Source organism: Pseudomonas sp. AC463, from assembly GCF_979253585.1.
Map to the genome: position 1 here is coordinate 13,742 of NZ_CEEDDZ010000037.1, position 15,938 is coordinate 29,679.

The window sequence follows — 15,938 nt, forward strand, 5'->3', positions numbered from 1 at the left end:
TCTTTCAGTTTTGCGCCCGGTCGGGCGTCTCGGATTTTTGGTTTCTAGCTGGGGTGTTCAAAGCCATGTTCTGTTGGCGCGAACCGGCTTGTTTAAGCTGCGCAACCCAAGACGGGTCGGCGTCACCGATTTCGTTGTTGACGGGCAGATAACGTTCAGGAAACTCCCAGATCAGCACCTGTGGCGGGCTGTTCTTGAAATCATCGCTTTTCAAATAGCTGAGCATTGGCAGGATCGGGCCGTGGCCGTCTTCGGAGTAGTTGATGACGTCGCTGCCCAGGGCTTGCTTGAGCGCACCCACGAAGTTCCAGTTGGGGTTGGCGCTGTAGCTGGTGCCCACCAGGGCCACTGGGGTTTCGCTGTCGGTAAACAGCGCGTCGTCGCCACCGGCTTCGGCCAGGTGGGTGACACGTTTTTCCAGCGGCTCTTTCGGTGGCATCAGGTTTTCGAACAGCGGGTCCAGGGGCAGGAACAGACGCAGGTCGCCTTTATGCGGCTCGGTTTTCTCCGCCTCGGTGACAAAGCGCTGTGGCTCGCCGTGGAGCGGCGTCTTGGCGGCGATGGTCTTGGCCAACTGCTTGGCCGCGACTTCGGCGCCGTCCGGGGTCCAGTGGGTGTCGGTGCGCAGGAACACTTGCTTGCCGCCGAGCTTGGCCTGTTGCAGCGGGCCGAGCAGGTCCGGGGCGATGATCTTGTCGGCCGCCACACGAGCGTGGAAGTCCTGGTACAGATTGGCGTGGATGCTCGCCGGTTTCACTTCACCCAGGTGTTCCGGGTACAGGCGCACCTTGGCGGGCACGATCGCCATCACCAGCTGAATGCCTTGGGCCTTGAGCTTCTGGCGCACGCCTTCGACCAGCGCGTAGTTGCCTTGCAGGTTCTGGTCTTCGTTGACGGCGGGGTTGAATTCCTCGTCGCTGTACAACCAGTGATCGCGGCCCAGCACCACGCCAGGGCGGCCTTCATTGAACAGCTTGTAATCCAGCGCCGCCCACAGGTTGGTGCCGATGCGCTTGATCGGGAACTCGTCGTCGTAATGGGTCTCGACGGCTTTGGTCCAGCGGCCATTGAGCACGGTGGCGTCGGCGTTGGTGCTGAAGCCCATGAAGCTGCGCAGCGACCAGGCGCCCAGGGCCAGCAGCACCACCATGAACAGGCTGATATAGAGGACGCGTAATGAACGGGTCATGGTCGGCTCCCTCAGAATTGGAAGTAAAGGAACGGCGAGAAACTCTGCGCCGACAGTTTCAGGATCGACGCCACGAACAGCAGCAGCACCGCGGCGCGCATGGCGTAGCGTGGCCAGTCAGCGGTCCAGTAGGCCGGTTGCACGGCAGCGTCCTGGCCAACGGTGAAACCTGGTTGGTGGATGCTGCCCGGGTTGTCGCCCGGCACGGCCTTGATCAGGCTCGGGTCGGCCGGCTTGGTTTTCTCGGCAGGGCGGTTGGTGTAGAAGTCGCGCAGGCCAAAGAACGCCAGGGTTGCGTAGGCCACCACCAGGGTTGCCACTTGCAGGCCGGTGAGGTTGGCGCGGTTGAGTTCCGACAGCGACCACTCGCCAAAGCTGAACATGGCGCCATACATACGGCCGGCGACGTGCAGGTTTTCGGAACGGAAGATCACCCAGCCCATCACCACCAGCAGGAAGGTGAAGGCCCAGCGCAACACGTTGAAACTGCGCGGCGCGGTGTTGAGGCCAATGGCTTTTTCAATCGCCAGCCACATGCCGTGCCAGGCGCCCCACACGATGTAAGTGATGTTCGCACCGTGCCACAGGCCACCCAGGAGCATGGTCAGGAACAGGTTGCGGTAGGTGGTCAGCGTGCCTTTACGGTTGCCGCCCAGGGTGATGTACAGGTAGTCACGCAGCCAGGTGGACAGGCTGATGTGCCAGCGCCGCCAGAACTCGGTGATCGACTGGCTGATGTACGGCTGCTTGAAGTTTTCCATGAAGCGGAAACCCATCATCAAGCCCAAACCAATCGCCATGTCGCTGTAGCCGGAGAAGTCGAAGTACAGCTGCGCGGTATACGCCAGCGCACCCAGCCAGGCGTCGCCGGTGGTGGGGTTTTGCAGGGCGAAGCAATGGTCGGCCACCACCGCGAGGGTGTCGGCAATGAAGACCTTCTTGATGAAACCCTGCATGAACCGCGTGCAGCCCTCGGAGAATTTATCCAGGGTGTGGGTGCGGTTGTTGAACTGGTCGGCCAGGTCGCGAAAACGCAACACCGGGCCGGCGATCAGGTGCGGGAAAATCGCCACGAACGCCGCAAAGTCGATGAGGTTGCGGGTCGCCGGGGTGTCGCCACGGTACACGTCGATGATGTAGCTGATGGACTCGAAGATGTAGAACGAGATACCGATCGGCAACAGCACGTGGGTGAGAATGAACGGTTCCAGGCCGGCCGACTTCATCATGACGTTGATGCTGTCGACGCCGAAGTTGGCGTACTTGAAGTAGCCGAGGATGCACAGGTCGACAGCCACGCCGAGCAGCAGCCAGCGCTGGGCCGGCTTGGTGCGCACGCCGGCCGCACCGACCTTGAGGCCGATCCAGTAGTTCCACAGCGTGACGGCGGCGAACAGCGCCAGGAAGTCCACTCGCCACCAGGCGTAGAACACATAGCTGGCAATCAGCAGCAGCAGGTTGCGATAGCGTTGCCCGCTCAAGTAGTACAAGCCGAGAAAGATCGGCAAGAACAGAAACAGGAACACATTGGACGAGAAAACCATCCCGATCTCTCCATGTTTAACAGACAGTCAAGGGCCGCAGCCCCCCCAAACCCCCCCACGAATTTCGGGGGAGGGCGGTACAACAATTCCATCTGGCAAAACGCGGTTAGAAATGTGGGAGGGGGCTTGCCCCCGATAGCGGTGTGTCATTCAACACAGATGGCGACTGTTGCTCCGCCATCGGGGGCAAGCCCCCTCCCACATTTTTTATTTACCGTGTTTCTTCAGGAGCCTTTGTTGCCTTTTTCGTGTGCCGGGTCGTAGACCTTGGTCAGGTCACCGCCAAGCCGGAACGTCTTGAACGGCTGCATCCCATGCTTGCGCTCGATCACATCCGGCGCGCAGGTGTAGAGGGTGCAGAAAGGTTCGAGCCAGGCGAATTTCATGTCCTGTTTCAAGTCCTTCATGTCCTGCTCTTTGCCGTTCTTCTGTTCGAAGATTTCCGGGTCTTTGACGCCGGCCAGCACTTTGTCGCCCAGGCGTTTCAACGCGCTGTTGTTTTCCTGGCGCAGGTCCACACCATTGACCAGGGCAAAACTGGCGATCATCGACAGCGGCGGCAGGGCGTAGTTGTGGTACGACAAGGCGCGTTGCTGACGCTTCAATTCGTTGGGCAGGAAACCCTGGTCGTCGACCTGGTTGGCGCCGACTTTGTATTCCTTCACCGCCCAGTCAAACAGGTCGCGGCGATTGGTGGCGACGGAGGTTGCCATCACCGACCAGGCGGCCCAGTAGGAGTGGTTGTTGGTTTTTTCCAGCGGCAGGTTGTCCCAGTCGCTTACCACCTGGTCGGCCAGTTTGTTGAACCAGGCTTCGATCAGTTGCGATTCCTGCTGGTGGTTGGCCAGCGGGTGCGAGTCGGAGAACTTCAGGCGCACATAGGCCGAGGCCATGCTGCCCAGCGCCCATTTGCGCATGGACTTGCCGGTGTGGTTGAAGTCCTTGGACATCAACGCATCGGCCTTGGCCCAACTGGTCAGCCAGTTGAGCGTGCATTCCAGCTGCTCCGGACGGCCGTCACGCATGAACTGCATCACGCGTTTGCTGGTGTCTTTTTCCAGCTTGGTGATGTCGGCGGTGCTGTCGCGGAAGGCTTTTTCCGACTGCACATTCAGCGTGGAACGGGCCTTGTCGGAGCCTTCGTACTTGCTGCGAAATTGCAGCGAACCGGTGTACGGCGCCGGCATGGCGTCGCAGTCATTCTTGAAGTCGCCGGTCTTGAACGCTTCAACCGGGGCAAAGTAGCCCTGCGGCGGACGCAGTGGCGCGGCGGCGTTGGCTGCGCCGGCGAAGATCGCCAGGCCCAGCAACGATGGAATCAATAACTTCTGCATAGGTAACCTCATTGCCCCGTTGAAGCGGTCTGTTGACCACCGGCGGGGAATACGTTGCGTGTGCAAATTTTCGCTTCGACCTTCTGCGCGGCAGCGCCCGCTTCGGGACCCTGCACTTCCACGGCCAGCAAGTTCTGCGAGGCCCAGTCTTCATCGGTGCGCAGTTCAAAGGCGAAACGCCCGTCTGTATCGGATGTTTCGGGTTTCTCGATCTTGATGTCCTCGTGGCGCCCGTTCATGTACCAGAGGGTGGCTTGCAGGGTTTTCACCGACGGGTCGGCGAAGCGGATATCAACCTGGTGATTGGCGTTACGCAGGTCTTTGTTCGAACTGTTAACCAGCAATTCGTTCTTGCCGGGTTTCAATGTGGTGCTCGCGGTCATCTGCGCGGTCTTGCCTTCGCAGCCGTTGTCGAGCAGCGACATCATCTGGCGGTAGATGGTCTCCTGGTCCAGGCGATACAGCGGCGAGAATTCCCAGATGAGGATTTTCGGCGGGGTCTTCTGGAATTCTTCGCTGCCCAGGTATTGGATCATCGAGCCTTCCAGGCCACCGCCAGGGAAGGCGACGTTGAGGATGTCGGCACCGATTTCCTGTTCCAGGAAGCCAGCGAAGTTGTAGTTCTTGCCGCTATGGCTGGTGCCCACCAGGGTGATCTGCGGGTTGCCCGAATCGCTGAACAGGTCGCCGTCGCCCGCTTCGCCCTTGGGCTCGGTGGAGAACTGGTCCATGTACTGGATCGCGTAGCTGGTGCCGCACAGCTGCCCGGCCATGTTGTGCAGGGTGCCGGTCTTGCCCATGCGCCCGGAGACTTTGGTCTCGAATTCACGCTTGGGAATATCGGCAAACTCAGGCATCGCACGCACTTTGGCGCCGACGATTTTCGCCGTGCGCTGGGCGCCGTACGGGGTCCAGTGCTGGTCGCCGCGGAAGTAGAAATCGTGGGCCGGCAGTTCGTCCGGCAGTTGCTCGTTGGTCAATGGCGACAGGTCCGGCACCACGTAGCCCATCTTGGCGAAACGGCCGAGCATGGTTTTGTAATTGCCCAGGGCCTTGTCGAAATCGAACTTGGCTTTCTCTTCGGGGTTGAGCTTGTTGCGGTTCACCAAGCCACGGGTCGGCTGGTAGACCACCACCAGTTCCACACCCTTGGCCTTGAACGCATCGTGCAGTTGTTGCATGCGCTTGTAGCCGGATGGGCTGGTGTCGAATTCGGTGCGCAGGTCTTCCTGGGTACGGAACAGCCAGTCGCCCTGGGCTTGTACCAGGGTGGTGAAGTTCTGCTGGTAGCGCGTGGTGTAGTTCTTCGCGTCATGGGCGGCGGGGCACAGGCTGCAGCACGGTTCGGCGGTGAAAGTCGGCGCCTTGATTTCGTCGGCGCGTACGCCCTGGCTGGCCGCGAGCAGGCCGAGGGTCAGACCCGAGAGGCTCAGCAGTTTGATCATGTGTGGGTGCATAAGGGTCATCCTCAGTCCTGCATTTCGGTCTGGCGTTCGACAGGGTCGATCAGCACGGCTTTCTGCTGGCGCACCAGCAGGTCGAGAATCTCTTCCTGGCGATCACCGAGAACGCCGGAGAAGCTGATGCCACTGGATTTGGTCGGCGCCAGCATCGACACGCGGTACAGCTCGATGCTCAACGGCGAGTCAATCGACAGCGGCCCGCTGCCGTTACCGGCCAGCTCACCGCCGACCACGATCAGCGAAACCTTGGCGTCGAACGGGTCGAGGGCGATGTCGCGGTCGGTGTCGGTCAGATCCTTGATGTGGCCGTACACGCCGGTCAGGCCGTTGGCCATCGAGGTGTTTTCGTACAGCTTGATATTGACGCTGTTGCGCACGCGGATACCGTGGCGACGGTTGCTGATCACCTTGTTGCCCCACAGCAGGTTGTCGCCGCTCTCATAGAGGGTGATGCCGTCAGTGTGGTTACGGTAGAACTCGTTGTCGGCCACGATGTTGTTGACGCTGTTACGGTCGAGTACCAGGCCCGAGAGCTTGTTGTCGTAGCTGCGGTTGTTGAAGATGAAGCTGTCGTTCACTTCCCGGGAAATGATGATGCCGTGCTTCTTCTTGGTGCCGTACACGGTGTTGTCCGCGATGATCAGGCCGTGGGAACGGTCATGAGGGTCAATGCCGTAGACGATGTTGTCTTTGTAGGTATTGCCCTTGATCACGAAGCCCGTGGTTTCGTAGCAGTAGAAGCCGTACCACATGTCCGAGAACTCGGAATCGATGATCCAGCCGGTCGGCTCAGGGCGCTTGAGCACCTTGGCCATGTTCGGCGTGTACTGGGAAATACTCACCCCGTACGACTTACTGTTGGCGTAGCCGAAGCTGGCCATCTTGGTCTTGGAGATGTAGGTCTCGGTACCGCCCCAGGCCAGCAGGAACGGGCGGAACTCCTTCGGCGACTTGAACAGCGCCGGGCCGTTGGCCTTCTCGTCCCAGCCGGTGACTTTGGTGTCGTGCACGAACAGTTGGCCGTCGTTGATCAGGAACGAACCGGCTTGCTGCGACAGGCGCAGTTCCTGGGTCTTCTTATCGATTTCAAGGATGCCCTTGCGCCCGACCACGATCGGCAACTTGGCCAGGAACACGCCCGGCGAGGTTTCGCTGAGGTACTGCCTGGGCACTTTGCCGAGCAGGTCCTTGAGGTTCATGTAGCCGTCGTCAACGAAGATCGCCTGGGGAATGCCGTGCTGGCGCACCACCCATTCGGCCATCTTGTTGTCACCACCGATAAAGTCCTTGAGGGCGTCTTCCTGCATCATGCGGCGGATGCTGATTTTGCCCGGCTTGGTTCGCACGATTTTCTTTTCCATCGCGGCGGCGGTGTAGCCCGACAGGTCCGGCAGGGCCGGCTTGGCCATTTCCAGCGGCGCGGTGGGCGGGCTGGAAATGGTGTAGGTCTTGGCCTGTTGCAGTTCTTTGGCGATAGTCGGCGCCTTGACCTGCTGCGCGGTGTCGGCGAAGGCTGTGGCGCTGGCCATCAGCATCGCGGTCACCAGCAAGCGTTTAGGAATCATTGCGCAGGCTCCCATCAGAATTTCCAGATCACGTCGACAAAGGCGCGATGCATGTACGAGTCGACCTGGCTGCCATAGGCATCACCCGGCTTGAACACGCCGGCACGAAAGCGCACCAGCGCCGACGGTTCGTCGATCGACTGGCTCAGCGCAGCCGGCAACAGGCCGGTCTTGAAGTACTTGGTGACGACCAAATCCATCTCTTGGCCGAGGTCCTTCTTGCCATCTTCAAGGGGCAGGGAGGTGCTGGACAGGATCGCGCCGGTCACGTCGTCGGTGTTGTTCTGCACGGCATCGATGCCGTTGCTGCCCACCGGCTTGTTACCGTCGACGCGCCAGAACTTGTGGTACACCAGGCTGGCGTCGTAGTCCTCGCGCAGTTGCCAGGAACCGAACAGGCTCATGGACTGCATGTTGTTCATCTCGCCCCGGAAGGCTTCGCCGAAGCGGTGCACGCGGGACTGGGTGCCGGTGAAGTTCGAACGGTTGCTTTGCAGGCCGTTCTGTTCGTACTCGGCGCTGGCGCGGGCGTAGGCCGCACCCACTTGCCACTGGGGGTCCAGACGCAGGCGGATACCCAGGTCGGTGGCCCAGCCATTCACGTCATCGCTGCGCTTGGCCTGGGCGGGGCGGTTGCCGTCGGCGGTCAAGGCGTTGACCGTGTCGCGGTCGCCCTGCATGCCGGTGACGCTGGCCCAGTAGTTGACCGTGTTGGTGTTGCGCCAGTTGTAGGCGTCGCTGTTGGCTTCGATGCCGAGCCAGGTCAGGTCGCCGTTCTCGCGCTTGTCCAGCGAGTCGGTGGCCACGCCCGGTTCCGGATAGTCGAGCTTGCCGTCGTCGTGGGTATGGTGCGCGCGCAGGCCGATCCACTGCCCCGGCGTCCACTGGTAGGCGGCGTCGGCGTAGAGGTGCTGGCGGTCCTTGTCCTTGGGCGACAGTTCCTTGAGGTCGGTGCGGTATTCGCTGAAGCGTTCGGCAACGCCGACATTGGCCTTGAGCAGGGTGGTGTCGAAGGTCCAGTTCAGCGCTTCGATATTGGTGTCGCGCCATTGGCCGTCGTCATTGCGCAGGCGTTGGCGGCCGAACTTGAGGATCTCGCCGGGGTAGGGCGTGAAGCCGCCGTAGGCGACCCAGAACTCGCGCATCGCCAGGTAGTTTTTCTTGCTCTTGCGGTCGTCGTTGCTGGTCTGTTGGGTGGCGTCATCGGAAGACTGTTGCAGGGTGTCGGTCTCGATGATGTCGCTGGACACGACCGCCTGGCCCATGGCGTAGGCGCTCCAGTTGCCGCTTTCACCGTAGATCCACGGGCGCAGGTCGAGGCCGATGCCGTTGACGTCGCCGCCTTTCTGGGTGCCGAGGTCGCGGTCATCTTCGGACTGCGCGGTGGCTTTGACTTCCAGGCCGAAGTTCTTGGCTTCGGTCAGCGCGGCCAGGGTCGGGCACGACCACAGCATGGCGAAGGTCAGGCCGATACCGGCCTTGACGAATGGGTTGAGCTTCATAGGGATTCCTCGCCTTCGTCTTCTTCATCCAGGGCGTGCAGCTGCAACGTGCTCTGGGCCAGGGTGCCGCGTGCGGCCAGTTCCTGTTGCACCAGGCGTTGGCCTTGGGCGCGTTGCTCCGGCGTCAGGGGCGCTTCGAGCTGGGTGGCCAGGTCAGTGGCTTGCGGCGTGTCCTGGGCTTTGGCCAGCTGGCTGAAGACGTAGGCGTTCAATGGGTCGGGCTTGGTGCCCTTGCCTTGGGAAAACAATTGGGCGATGGCGAAATCGGCGCTGTTCTGGCCGTTGCGCGCAGCGGTCAGCAGGTGGTCGAGGGCTTTTTGCGGGTAGACCTTGCCCAGGTAGCCACGGCGGTAGATCTGGCCGAGGTAGTAATCGGCGGCGACTTCCTTGCCCACGGCTTTTTCGAAGTGCGCTTCAGCGGCTTTGGCATCCGCCGGCACCCACTTGCCTTCGTAGTAGAGCTTGCCCAACAGCAATTCGGCGCGCGGCTGGTCGGCGGCGCGGCCGTTGTCCAGGTACTTCATCATCTGGTCGACGTCGCCCAGTTCCGGGAAGTCGTAGAGCAGTTGCGCCAGGCTGACCCAGGAAGCGGGGTAGCCGGGGGCGATTTTTTCCAGCAGGGCCTGGGCGGTTTTTTCGTCCGGCTGGCCGAGGCTGGCATCGCCGAGCACGCGGGCAACGCTGTCGACGCGCTGGGCGCTGACGGTGCCACGGCTGTAGCCGGCTTCCATCTGCTTGAGCAACTCGGCCTGTTTTTCCGGCGCGGCTTGTTTCTGGTAGACCGTGGCCAGCTCGACGTAGCAGATGTCGGTGGTGTTCAGCGCGGCTTTGCAGATGCGCTCCACGTCAGCCAGGTGCTGGTCGTAGGTGTCCTGGGTGCGATACAGCAGCACCTGGGCCAGGCCGGCTTCCGGGTAACCGGCGGCCTGCCATTGGCTGATCTGCTGCTGAGCGTTCACGTTAGGGAAGCTGTGCGGGTATTGCAGGTACAGCATCGCCAGGGGGATCAGGGTGTTGCCTTCGCCATTGGCAAAGGCTTTTTTCAGCAGGCCTTCGGCCTCGTGGTGCTCGGCTTCGGTGCTGCCCGGCTTGGCCACCAGCAGGCGACCCAGGCGAGCCTGGGCGCGCGGCGAAGTGTCGGCGGCCGCGCGGTAGGTGGCTTCGGCCTGTTTGATTTGCGCCGGGTCACGGGTACCGACCTGGATATCGGCCAGGCCCACTTGGGCCTCGCTGTAACCCAGCTCCGCCAGCTGCTGGTAGTTCTGCTGGGCGGTCACGGTGTCGCCGCGCTTGAGGGCTTCGTTGGCCAGGCGCTGGTCGGGCAGGCCGGCGCAACCGGCCAGGGCAATGGCCAGCGCCAATGGAACCGGCAGGGATCTAAGGGCGCTCATGATTAAAGACCCGCAGCCATGGCTTTATCGATCAGCCAGTTCAGCGAAGGGCCACGGTCGCTGGTGACTTCCACCGGGCGGCCGGCGAAGGCGCTGTCCAGCGGTGCGTCAGGCTTGATCTGCACGCGAATGTCGGACGACAGGTCGGCGCTGTTCAGGCTGGTGCTGCTGACGATGGTGCCGGTGCGCAGTTGTTCTTCGTCGGCCACCTGGAAGCTCACCGGGGTACCTGGGCGCACGTCGGCGAACTGGCGATAGGTGAAGCGTGCTTCCACGTTGGCCTGGCTGCCGCGTGGCACCAGCTGGAAGATCACATCGCCTTTGCTGGCGTACTGGCCGTCGGCGACCATTTGCTGGGCGACCACGCAATCGCATGGCGAGGTGAGGGTGCCGGTCATTTGCTTGCCGAACAGCTCTTCAACCTTGGCCGGTTGCAGCTGGTCTTCGTCCAGGTGGCCCTTGAGCACGTCGAGCATGCTGGTGCTGAAGGTCGCCAGCGGCGCGCCTTTGGCGGCGATCGCGTCACCTTTGAGCAGGCTTTGCACGGTGCCGTCGCGTGGCATGGTCACGTTCATGCCGGGTACGCTGACCAGGCCGGCCTGGGCGTGGCTGACGAAGTACATGCCATACACCGACTTGAACACGAAGCCGAATGCGGCCAGACCGACGATGAAGATACCGGCGCTGAATACCACGGCGCGCAGGCGACCGAATGCGGTCATGCCGCTGCCGCTGTCCTTGACCTTGCGTGCCTTGGTGAAGTTGTCGCGTTGCAGGGTGGCCAACACGTCGCCCATGGACACGATGTCGCCGGACAGGTGCGAGGTGATCAGGTGGCGCAGGGTGGAAATATCCTGCTGCTCCAGGTTCTGGAACTGGCAACCGGTGCGCCCGCTCTGGCGGTCGTAGGAGCGGATCTGCAGCTCAACGTCCATCGCCAGGCCGAGGTTATCGATCACAAACTGCAGGCGGCCTTTGTGCACTTCGCCAACATTCAGCGGCTGGGTGGCGGTAAACGCCAGGCCGCCGGCGGACAGGTCGATCACCCGCGCTTCGGTGGGTTTGCCGTCATTGCCGAAAAAGCGCAGCTTGGCCGGGATTTTGACCCGGGCGTGCTGACGCTGGGCTTCGGATTCGTGGACAACGTTGACGTTTGCTGGGCTGTTCATAGTGTTCGATTTCCTAGTTAATTCAGGCTTGGCTGGGTCAGACCATCATCAGCAACACGGCAACGAAGATGCTGCCGGCGGAGAAGGTCATGGTCCGAGACGACCAGGTGTTGAACCAACGTTGAAAGCTGGCCAAATCGCGGGTCAGTTTGGTGTCCTGGCGGGTCCAGGACTGTTGATCAAGGCGGAAGAACACGTAGATCTTCACCAGCGCGCCCATGATCTGGTTGTAATAGAGAATCGCCGGGTAGGCCGGGCCGATCTTGTGGCCGGAGCACGACAGCAGCAGGGTCAGGATCAGGCGGGTGATACCGATCCACAGCAGGTACGCGAGAATGAACGCGCCGCCGTACTTGAAGGTGGCGATGATGGCCACGGTCAGGCCGAGCAGCGAGGTCCACATCGACACGCGCTGGTCGAACAACACCACGCTGGTGAACAGGCCGAGGCGGCGTACACCCAGGCCCAGGGCACGGGAGTTCTGGCGCAGGTTATTGCCGTACCAGCGGAACATCAGCTTGCGGCTGGCCTTGATAAAGCTCTTTTCCGGCGGGTGTTCCACGGTGTTGATCGCGGCGTCCGGCACGTAGAAGGTGTCGTAGCCCAGGCGCATCAGGCTGAACCAGCTGGACTTGTCGTCACCGGTGAGGAACTTGAAGCGGCCCAGGCGCCAGTGTTGCAGCGAGTCGCTTTCCACGTCGGCGATAAAGCCCGGGTCGGTGACCACGCTGGCACGGAACACCGACATGCGCCCGGTCATGGTCAGCACGCGCTTGGACAGGGCCATGGAGCACATGTTGATGTGACGCTGGGCGAAACGCAGCTTGTGCCATTCGCTCATGATGTAGCCGCCGCGTACTTCGCAGAACTCGTTGGTGGTCAGGCCGCCGACATTGCCGAACAGCTGGAACCACGGCACGGTCTTGCGTACGACGCCCTCGGCGAGCACGGTGTCGCCGTCGATCACAGCCACGACGGCGCGGTCGTCCGGCAGGTGGCGGGAGATGGCGCGAAAACCGAAGGCCAGGCCGTCACGCTTGCCGGTACCGGCGATGCGCACGAAGTCGAGCTTCACATGCTCCGGCGGGTTCATGCGCTCCCACAGGCTTTTCACCAAAAGCTCATCGGACATTTCCACCAGCGAGCAGACCACGGTGGTGGGGAAGCCGCATTCGATGGCTTCGCGGATCACCGAGCTGTAGACCTGCGCGGTGGTCAGCGCGTCGATACGGAAACTGGTGACCATCAGGAACACATGGGACGGGTCGGCGGCCTTGCCCAGCTTGCGCACTTTGCGGCGCAGGTGCGGGTAGACCACGTACAGGAACAGCATGCCGCGAAAGAAATGCGTAGCACCCATCGAGTAGCGCCAGATACCGACGGCGCCAATCAGGAAAATAAAATTCTTCGACTCGGAGTCGAACGTACTCGCCGGCAGCAGCAGGGCGAGACCCATCAGCAGGCTGAGAAAAAACAGCCAGCCGGCGGATTGCAGTAGTACGTGTTTTAACTTGGACATAAGCGTCATCCGAAGGTGAAGAAGGCTCCGCGCTGCACGCGCTGGGGATCAGGACACGTGCAGCGCGAAACTTGCCGTTGCTGTTACCAGCAAATGCCTTCGGTACGGCCAGTCGTACTGGTGGCCTTGGACATGAAGCCCACCAGGTCGATGACTTGCTTGCCGTGCGGTGCGTTCTGCGCCAGGGCGCGGAATTTCTCGTCACGGTTGCCGAGGATGATCACGTCGGAGTTGTTGATCACCTCATCGAAGTCCGAGTTGAGCAGGGACGACACGTGCGGGATCTTGCCTTCGATGTAGTCCTTGTTCGCGCCGTGGACACGGGCGTACTCGACGTTGCTGTCGTAGATGCTCAGGTCGAAGCCTTTGCCGATCAGCATTTCGGCCAGCTCCACCAGCGGGCTCTCGCGCAGGTCGTCGGTGCCGGCCTTGAAGCTCAGGCCCAGCAGGGCGACTTTGCGCTTGTCGTGGCTGTTGACGATGTCGAAGGCGTTCTGCACCTGGGATTCGTTGCTGCGCATCAGCGAGTTGAGCAGCGGCGCTTCCACATCCAGGGAGCTGGCGCGGTAGGTCAGGGCGCGCACGTCTTTTGGCAGGCACGAGCCGCCGAACGCGAAGCCTGGGCGCATGTAGTACTGGGACAGGTTGAGGGTCTTGTCCTGGCAGACCACTTCCATCACTTCACGACCATCGACGCCGACGGCCTTGGCGATGTTGCCGATTTCGTTGGCGAAGGTGACCTTGGTGGCGTGCCACACGTTGCAGGTGTACTTGATCATCTCGGCGACGGCGATGTCCTTGCGGATGATCGGCGCGTCGAGTTCTTCGTACAGCGACTGCAGGACATCACCGGAGGCTTTGTCGAATTCGCCGATGACGGTCATCGGTGGCAGGTCGTAGTCAGCGATGGCGGTGGATTCACGCAGGAATTCCGGGTTGACCGCAACGCCGAAGTCGACGCCGGCTTTCTTGCCGGAGCAGTCTTCGAGGATCGGGATCACCACGTTGGCCACGGTACCCGGCAGCACAGTGCTGCGAACCACGACGGTGTGGCGGGTGGTCTTGTCACGCAGGACAAAACCGATCTCGCGGCACACGGCTTCGATGTAGTCGAGTTCCAGGTCGCCGTTTTTCTTGCTCGGCGTGCCGACGCAGATCATCGACAGGTCGGTATCGCGGATGGCGTCGGCGAAGTTGGTGGTGCCACGCAGCCGGCCGGTTTCGATACCCTGGCTCAACAGCTCGCCCAGACCCGGTTCAACGATTGGCGATTTGCCTGCATTGATCAGGTCGATCTTATCCTTGGAGATGTCTACGCCGACCACTTCGTGGCCACGGGCAGACAGGCAACCGGCACAGACTGCGCCAACGTAACCCAAACCAAATATGCTGATGCGCATCGCATTTACCTCTTTGTCACTGAAGACGATATTAAAATCACGCCATTAGATGGCTGGAGTTCATGTTTGCAAGCGTCACAAATGCCACGGAAGTTGGGCGAATAGACGCCGACTTACCGCGTATAGGCATGTTAAATAGTGAGTGACTAACTATTGCACTCAAGTTGTGCGCAACGTGGCCTTGTTGTTGGGACCTGCCCTCAAATGCAGCCGGCCTTCCTGGGAGAAGGGCCTGGCGCCAGTGCCGCAGGGCTTTGATAGAGGCGTTAGGCCTTTAAATATCAATGCCTTGGGTTGTCTCACTGACCATTAGGGGAGGCTTAGCCCTGGCCTTATAGGGAGTAGCAAATCATCCTTGTCGCCGCTCTTAATTAATCGGTTGGCAATATGACCAATGAGTCAAAGTTTAATGTGACAACTTTGCTACTTCCGTTGGTCGCCATGTAAGTCATCTCCTACAGAAACAGAGAATTTCGTTACCGGTGGTATGAGCCGTGCTTTTGGACGAAGTTCCAGACCGCCTATCTCAAGCGTGGAAATTTCTTGAAATATTAGCAAAGATGGCACTGGTACTATATTGATAGCACTTGCTACTTGGGCCAGTAGTTGCAGGGAGTTGGCGCGCGGGGATAGTTTTGTGCCACTACTGATTAAAAAAAGTGGTGCCACTACGAAAAAAAACGACGAATGTCGAGTGAAAGAATTGTTAGAGATGCTTCAGGATATTTTTTGACGCCAAAATATTGGCGATTTGTGGGTTGGAATACACACAAAATGTGGGAGGGGGCTTGCCCCCCCCACATTTGATTTTCAGTGTCTGCGAGGCCTTATTCCGGTGCGTGATCGCGTAGGAACACCAGGTTGTCCGGTTTTGACTGCTCTGCGTTGAAGCGATAACCCTGCACATCGAACTGTTTGAGCTTGGCCGGGTCGTTGATGCGCTCTTCTATCACGAAGCGGCTCATCATGCCCCGGGCCTTTTTGGCGTAGAAGCTGATGATCTTGTACTGGCCGTTTTTCAGGTCCTTGAACTCGGTGTTGATGATCCGTGCGTTCAGGGCGGTGCGCTTGACCGCCGAGAAGTATTCGTTGGAGGCCAGGTTGAGCAGCACGTCGTCGCCTTGCTCGGCCAGGGCTTCGTTGAGCCATTCGCTGATGCGGGTGCCCCAGAAGGCGTAGAGGTCCTTGCCACGGGCGTTGGGCAGTTTGGTGCCCATTTCCAGGCGATACGGCATCATCAGGTCCAGAGGGCGCAGCAGGCCGTAGAGGCCCGAGAGCATGCGCAGGTGGTCCTGGGCGTAGCTGAAGTCGGCGTCGCTGAAGGTGTCGGCGTTGAGGCCGGTATACACATCGCCCTTGAAGGCGAGCAGGGCCTGCTTGGCGTTTTCGGGGGTGAAGGCGGGGGTCCAGCTGCCGAAGCGGGCGGCGTTAAGGCCGCCGATCTTGTCGGAGACGTGCATCAACTCGCTGATTTGCGCTGGGGTCAGGTCGCGTAATTGCTCGATCAGCTCTTGGGAATGGTCGAGGTATTGCGGCTGGGTGAAGCGCGGGGTGGCCGGTTTTGACTCGAAGTCGAGGGTTTTGGCGGGGGATATCACCATCAGCATGAGGTTGGCTCCTGGAATCGTGTTGGGGATTCTAGGGGGTTGGGGCGTTTGACTCCACCTATGGTAGTGATAGGGGGCGCAGTACATATCCATTTCTGCGGTAACGGCTACTTATGGTTCCGCTCTTACAGCGGGTCACTTTTGGAAGGACCCAAAAGTAACCAAAAGGTCCTCGCCTCACCACTCGGTGCCTCGCCTAGGCTCGGCATGCCCGTAATCCGACAGTGATGTGGGGGGCCGCCGCCACGCGCCATC

General features: G+C 60.7%; 11 protein-coding genes. All 11 read right to left on the reverse strand.

What is annotated here, in order from left to right; all coding sequences use genetic code 11:
- Window positions 1-4: 4 nt before the first annotated feature.
- Window positions 5-1,189, reverse strand: a complete 1,185-nt coding sequence (locus AC0IYH_RS28550) for an alginate O-acetyltransferase (protein WP_116630725.1) — start codon at window positions 1,187-1,189, stop codon at window positions 5-7.
- Between the two features lie 11 nt (window positions 1,190-1,200).
- Window positions 1,201-2,733, reverse strand: coding sequence for an MBOAT family O-acyltransferase (locus tag AC0IYH_RS28555; protein WP_116630726.1), 1,533 nt, complete (start codon window positions 2,731-2,733; stop codon window positions 1,201-1,203).
- Between the two features lie 224 nt (window positions 2,734-2,957).
- Window positions 2,958-4,067 (reverse strand): mannuronate-specific alginate lyase, encoded by a 1,110-nt coding sequence (locus tag AC0IYH_RS28560; RefSeq protein WP_471837356.1) that lies wholly within the window; start codon window positions 4,065-4,067, stop codon window positions 2,958-2,960.
- An 8-nt stretch (window positions 4,068-4,075) separates the two neighbouring features.
- Window positions 4,076-5,524 (reverse strand): alginate O-acetyltransferase, encoded by a 1,449-nt coding sequence (locus tag AC0IYH_RS28565; protein ID WP_122773738.1) that lies wholly within the window; start codon window positions 5,522-5,524, stop codon window positions 4,076-4,078.
- A gap of 11 nt (window positions 5,525-5,535) precedes the next feature.
- Window positions 5,536-7,110, reverse strand: coding sequence for a mannuronan 5-epimerase AlgG (gene algG, locus AC0IYH_RS28570; protein WP_471837358.1), 1,575 nt, complete (start codon window positions 7,108-7,110; stop codon window positions 5,536-5,538).
- Complete coding sequence (locus tag AC0IYH_RS28575; RefSeq protein WP_471837360.1) at window positions 7,110-8,597, reverse strand: alginate export family protein; 1,488 nt, start codon at window positions 8,595-8,597, stop codon at window positions 7,110-7,112. Before AC0IYH_RS28575 ends, algG begins: the two co-directional genes overlap by 1 nt.
- Window positions 8,594-9,988, reverse strand: a complete 1,395-nt coding sequence (gene algK, locus AC0IYH_RS28580; RefSeq protein ID WP_116630730.1) for an alginate biosynthesis TPR repeat lipoprotein AlgK — start codon at window positions 9,986-9,988, stop codon at window positions 8,594-8,596. Before algK ends, AC0IYH_RS28575 begins: the two co-directional genes overlap by 4 nt.
- Before the next feature lie 2 nt (window positions 9,989-9,990).
- Window positions 9,991-11,157: an alginate biosynthesis protein Alg44 gene (locus AC0IYH_RS28585; RefSeq protein WP_116630731.1), complete on the reverse strand. Its 1,167-nt coding sequence runs from the start codon at window positions 11,155-11,157 to the stop codon at window positions 9,991-9,993.
- Between the two features lie 37 nt (window positions 11,158-11,194).
- Complete coding sequence (gene alg8, locus AC0IYH_RS28590; protein ID WP_165842726.1) at window positions 11,195-12,676, reverse strand: mannuronan synthase; 1,482 nt, start codon at window positions 12,674-12,676, stop codon at window positions 11,195-11,197.
- 83 nt (window positions 12,677-12,759) lie between these two features.
- A complete protein-coding gene (locus tag AC0IYH_RS28595; protein WP_116630733.1) occupies window positions 12,760-14,076 on the reverse strand; it encodes a nucleotide sugar dehydrogenase in 1,317 nt (438 codons plus the stop codon).
- Between the two features lie 827 nt (window positions 14,077-14,903).
- Window positions 14,904-15,683: a peroxide stress protein YaaA gene (gene yaaA / locus AC0IYH_RS28600; RefSeq protein WP_122773734.1), complete on the reverse strand. Its 780-nt coding sequence runs from the start codon at window positions 15,681-15,683 to the stop codon at window positions 14,904-14,906.
- Window positions 15,684-15,938 lie beyond the last annotated feature (255 nt).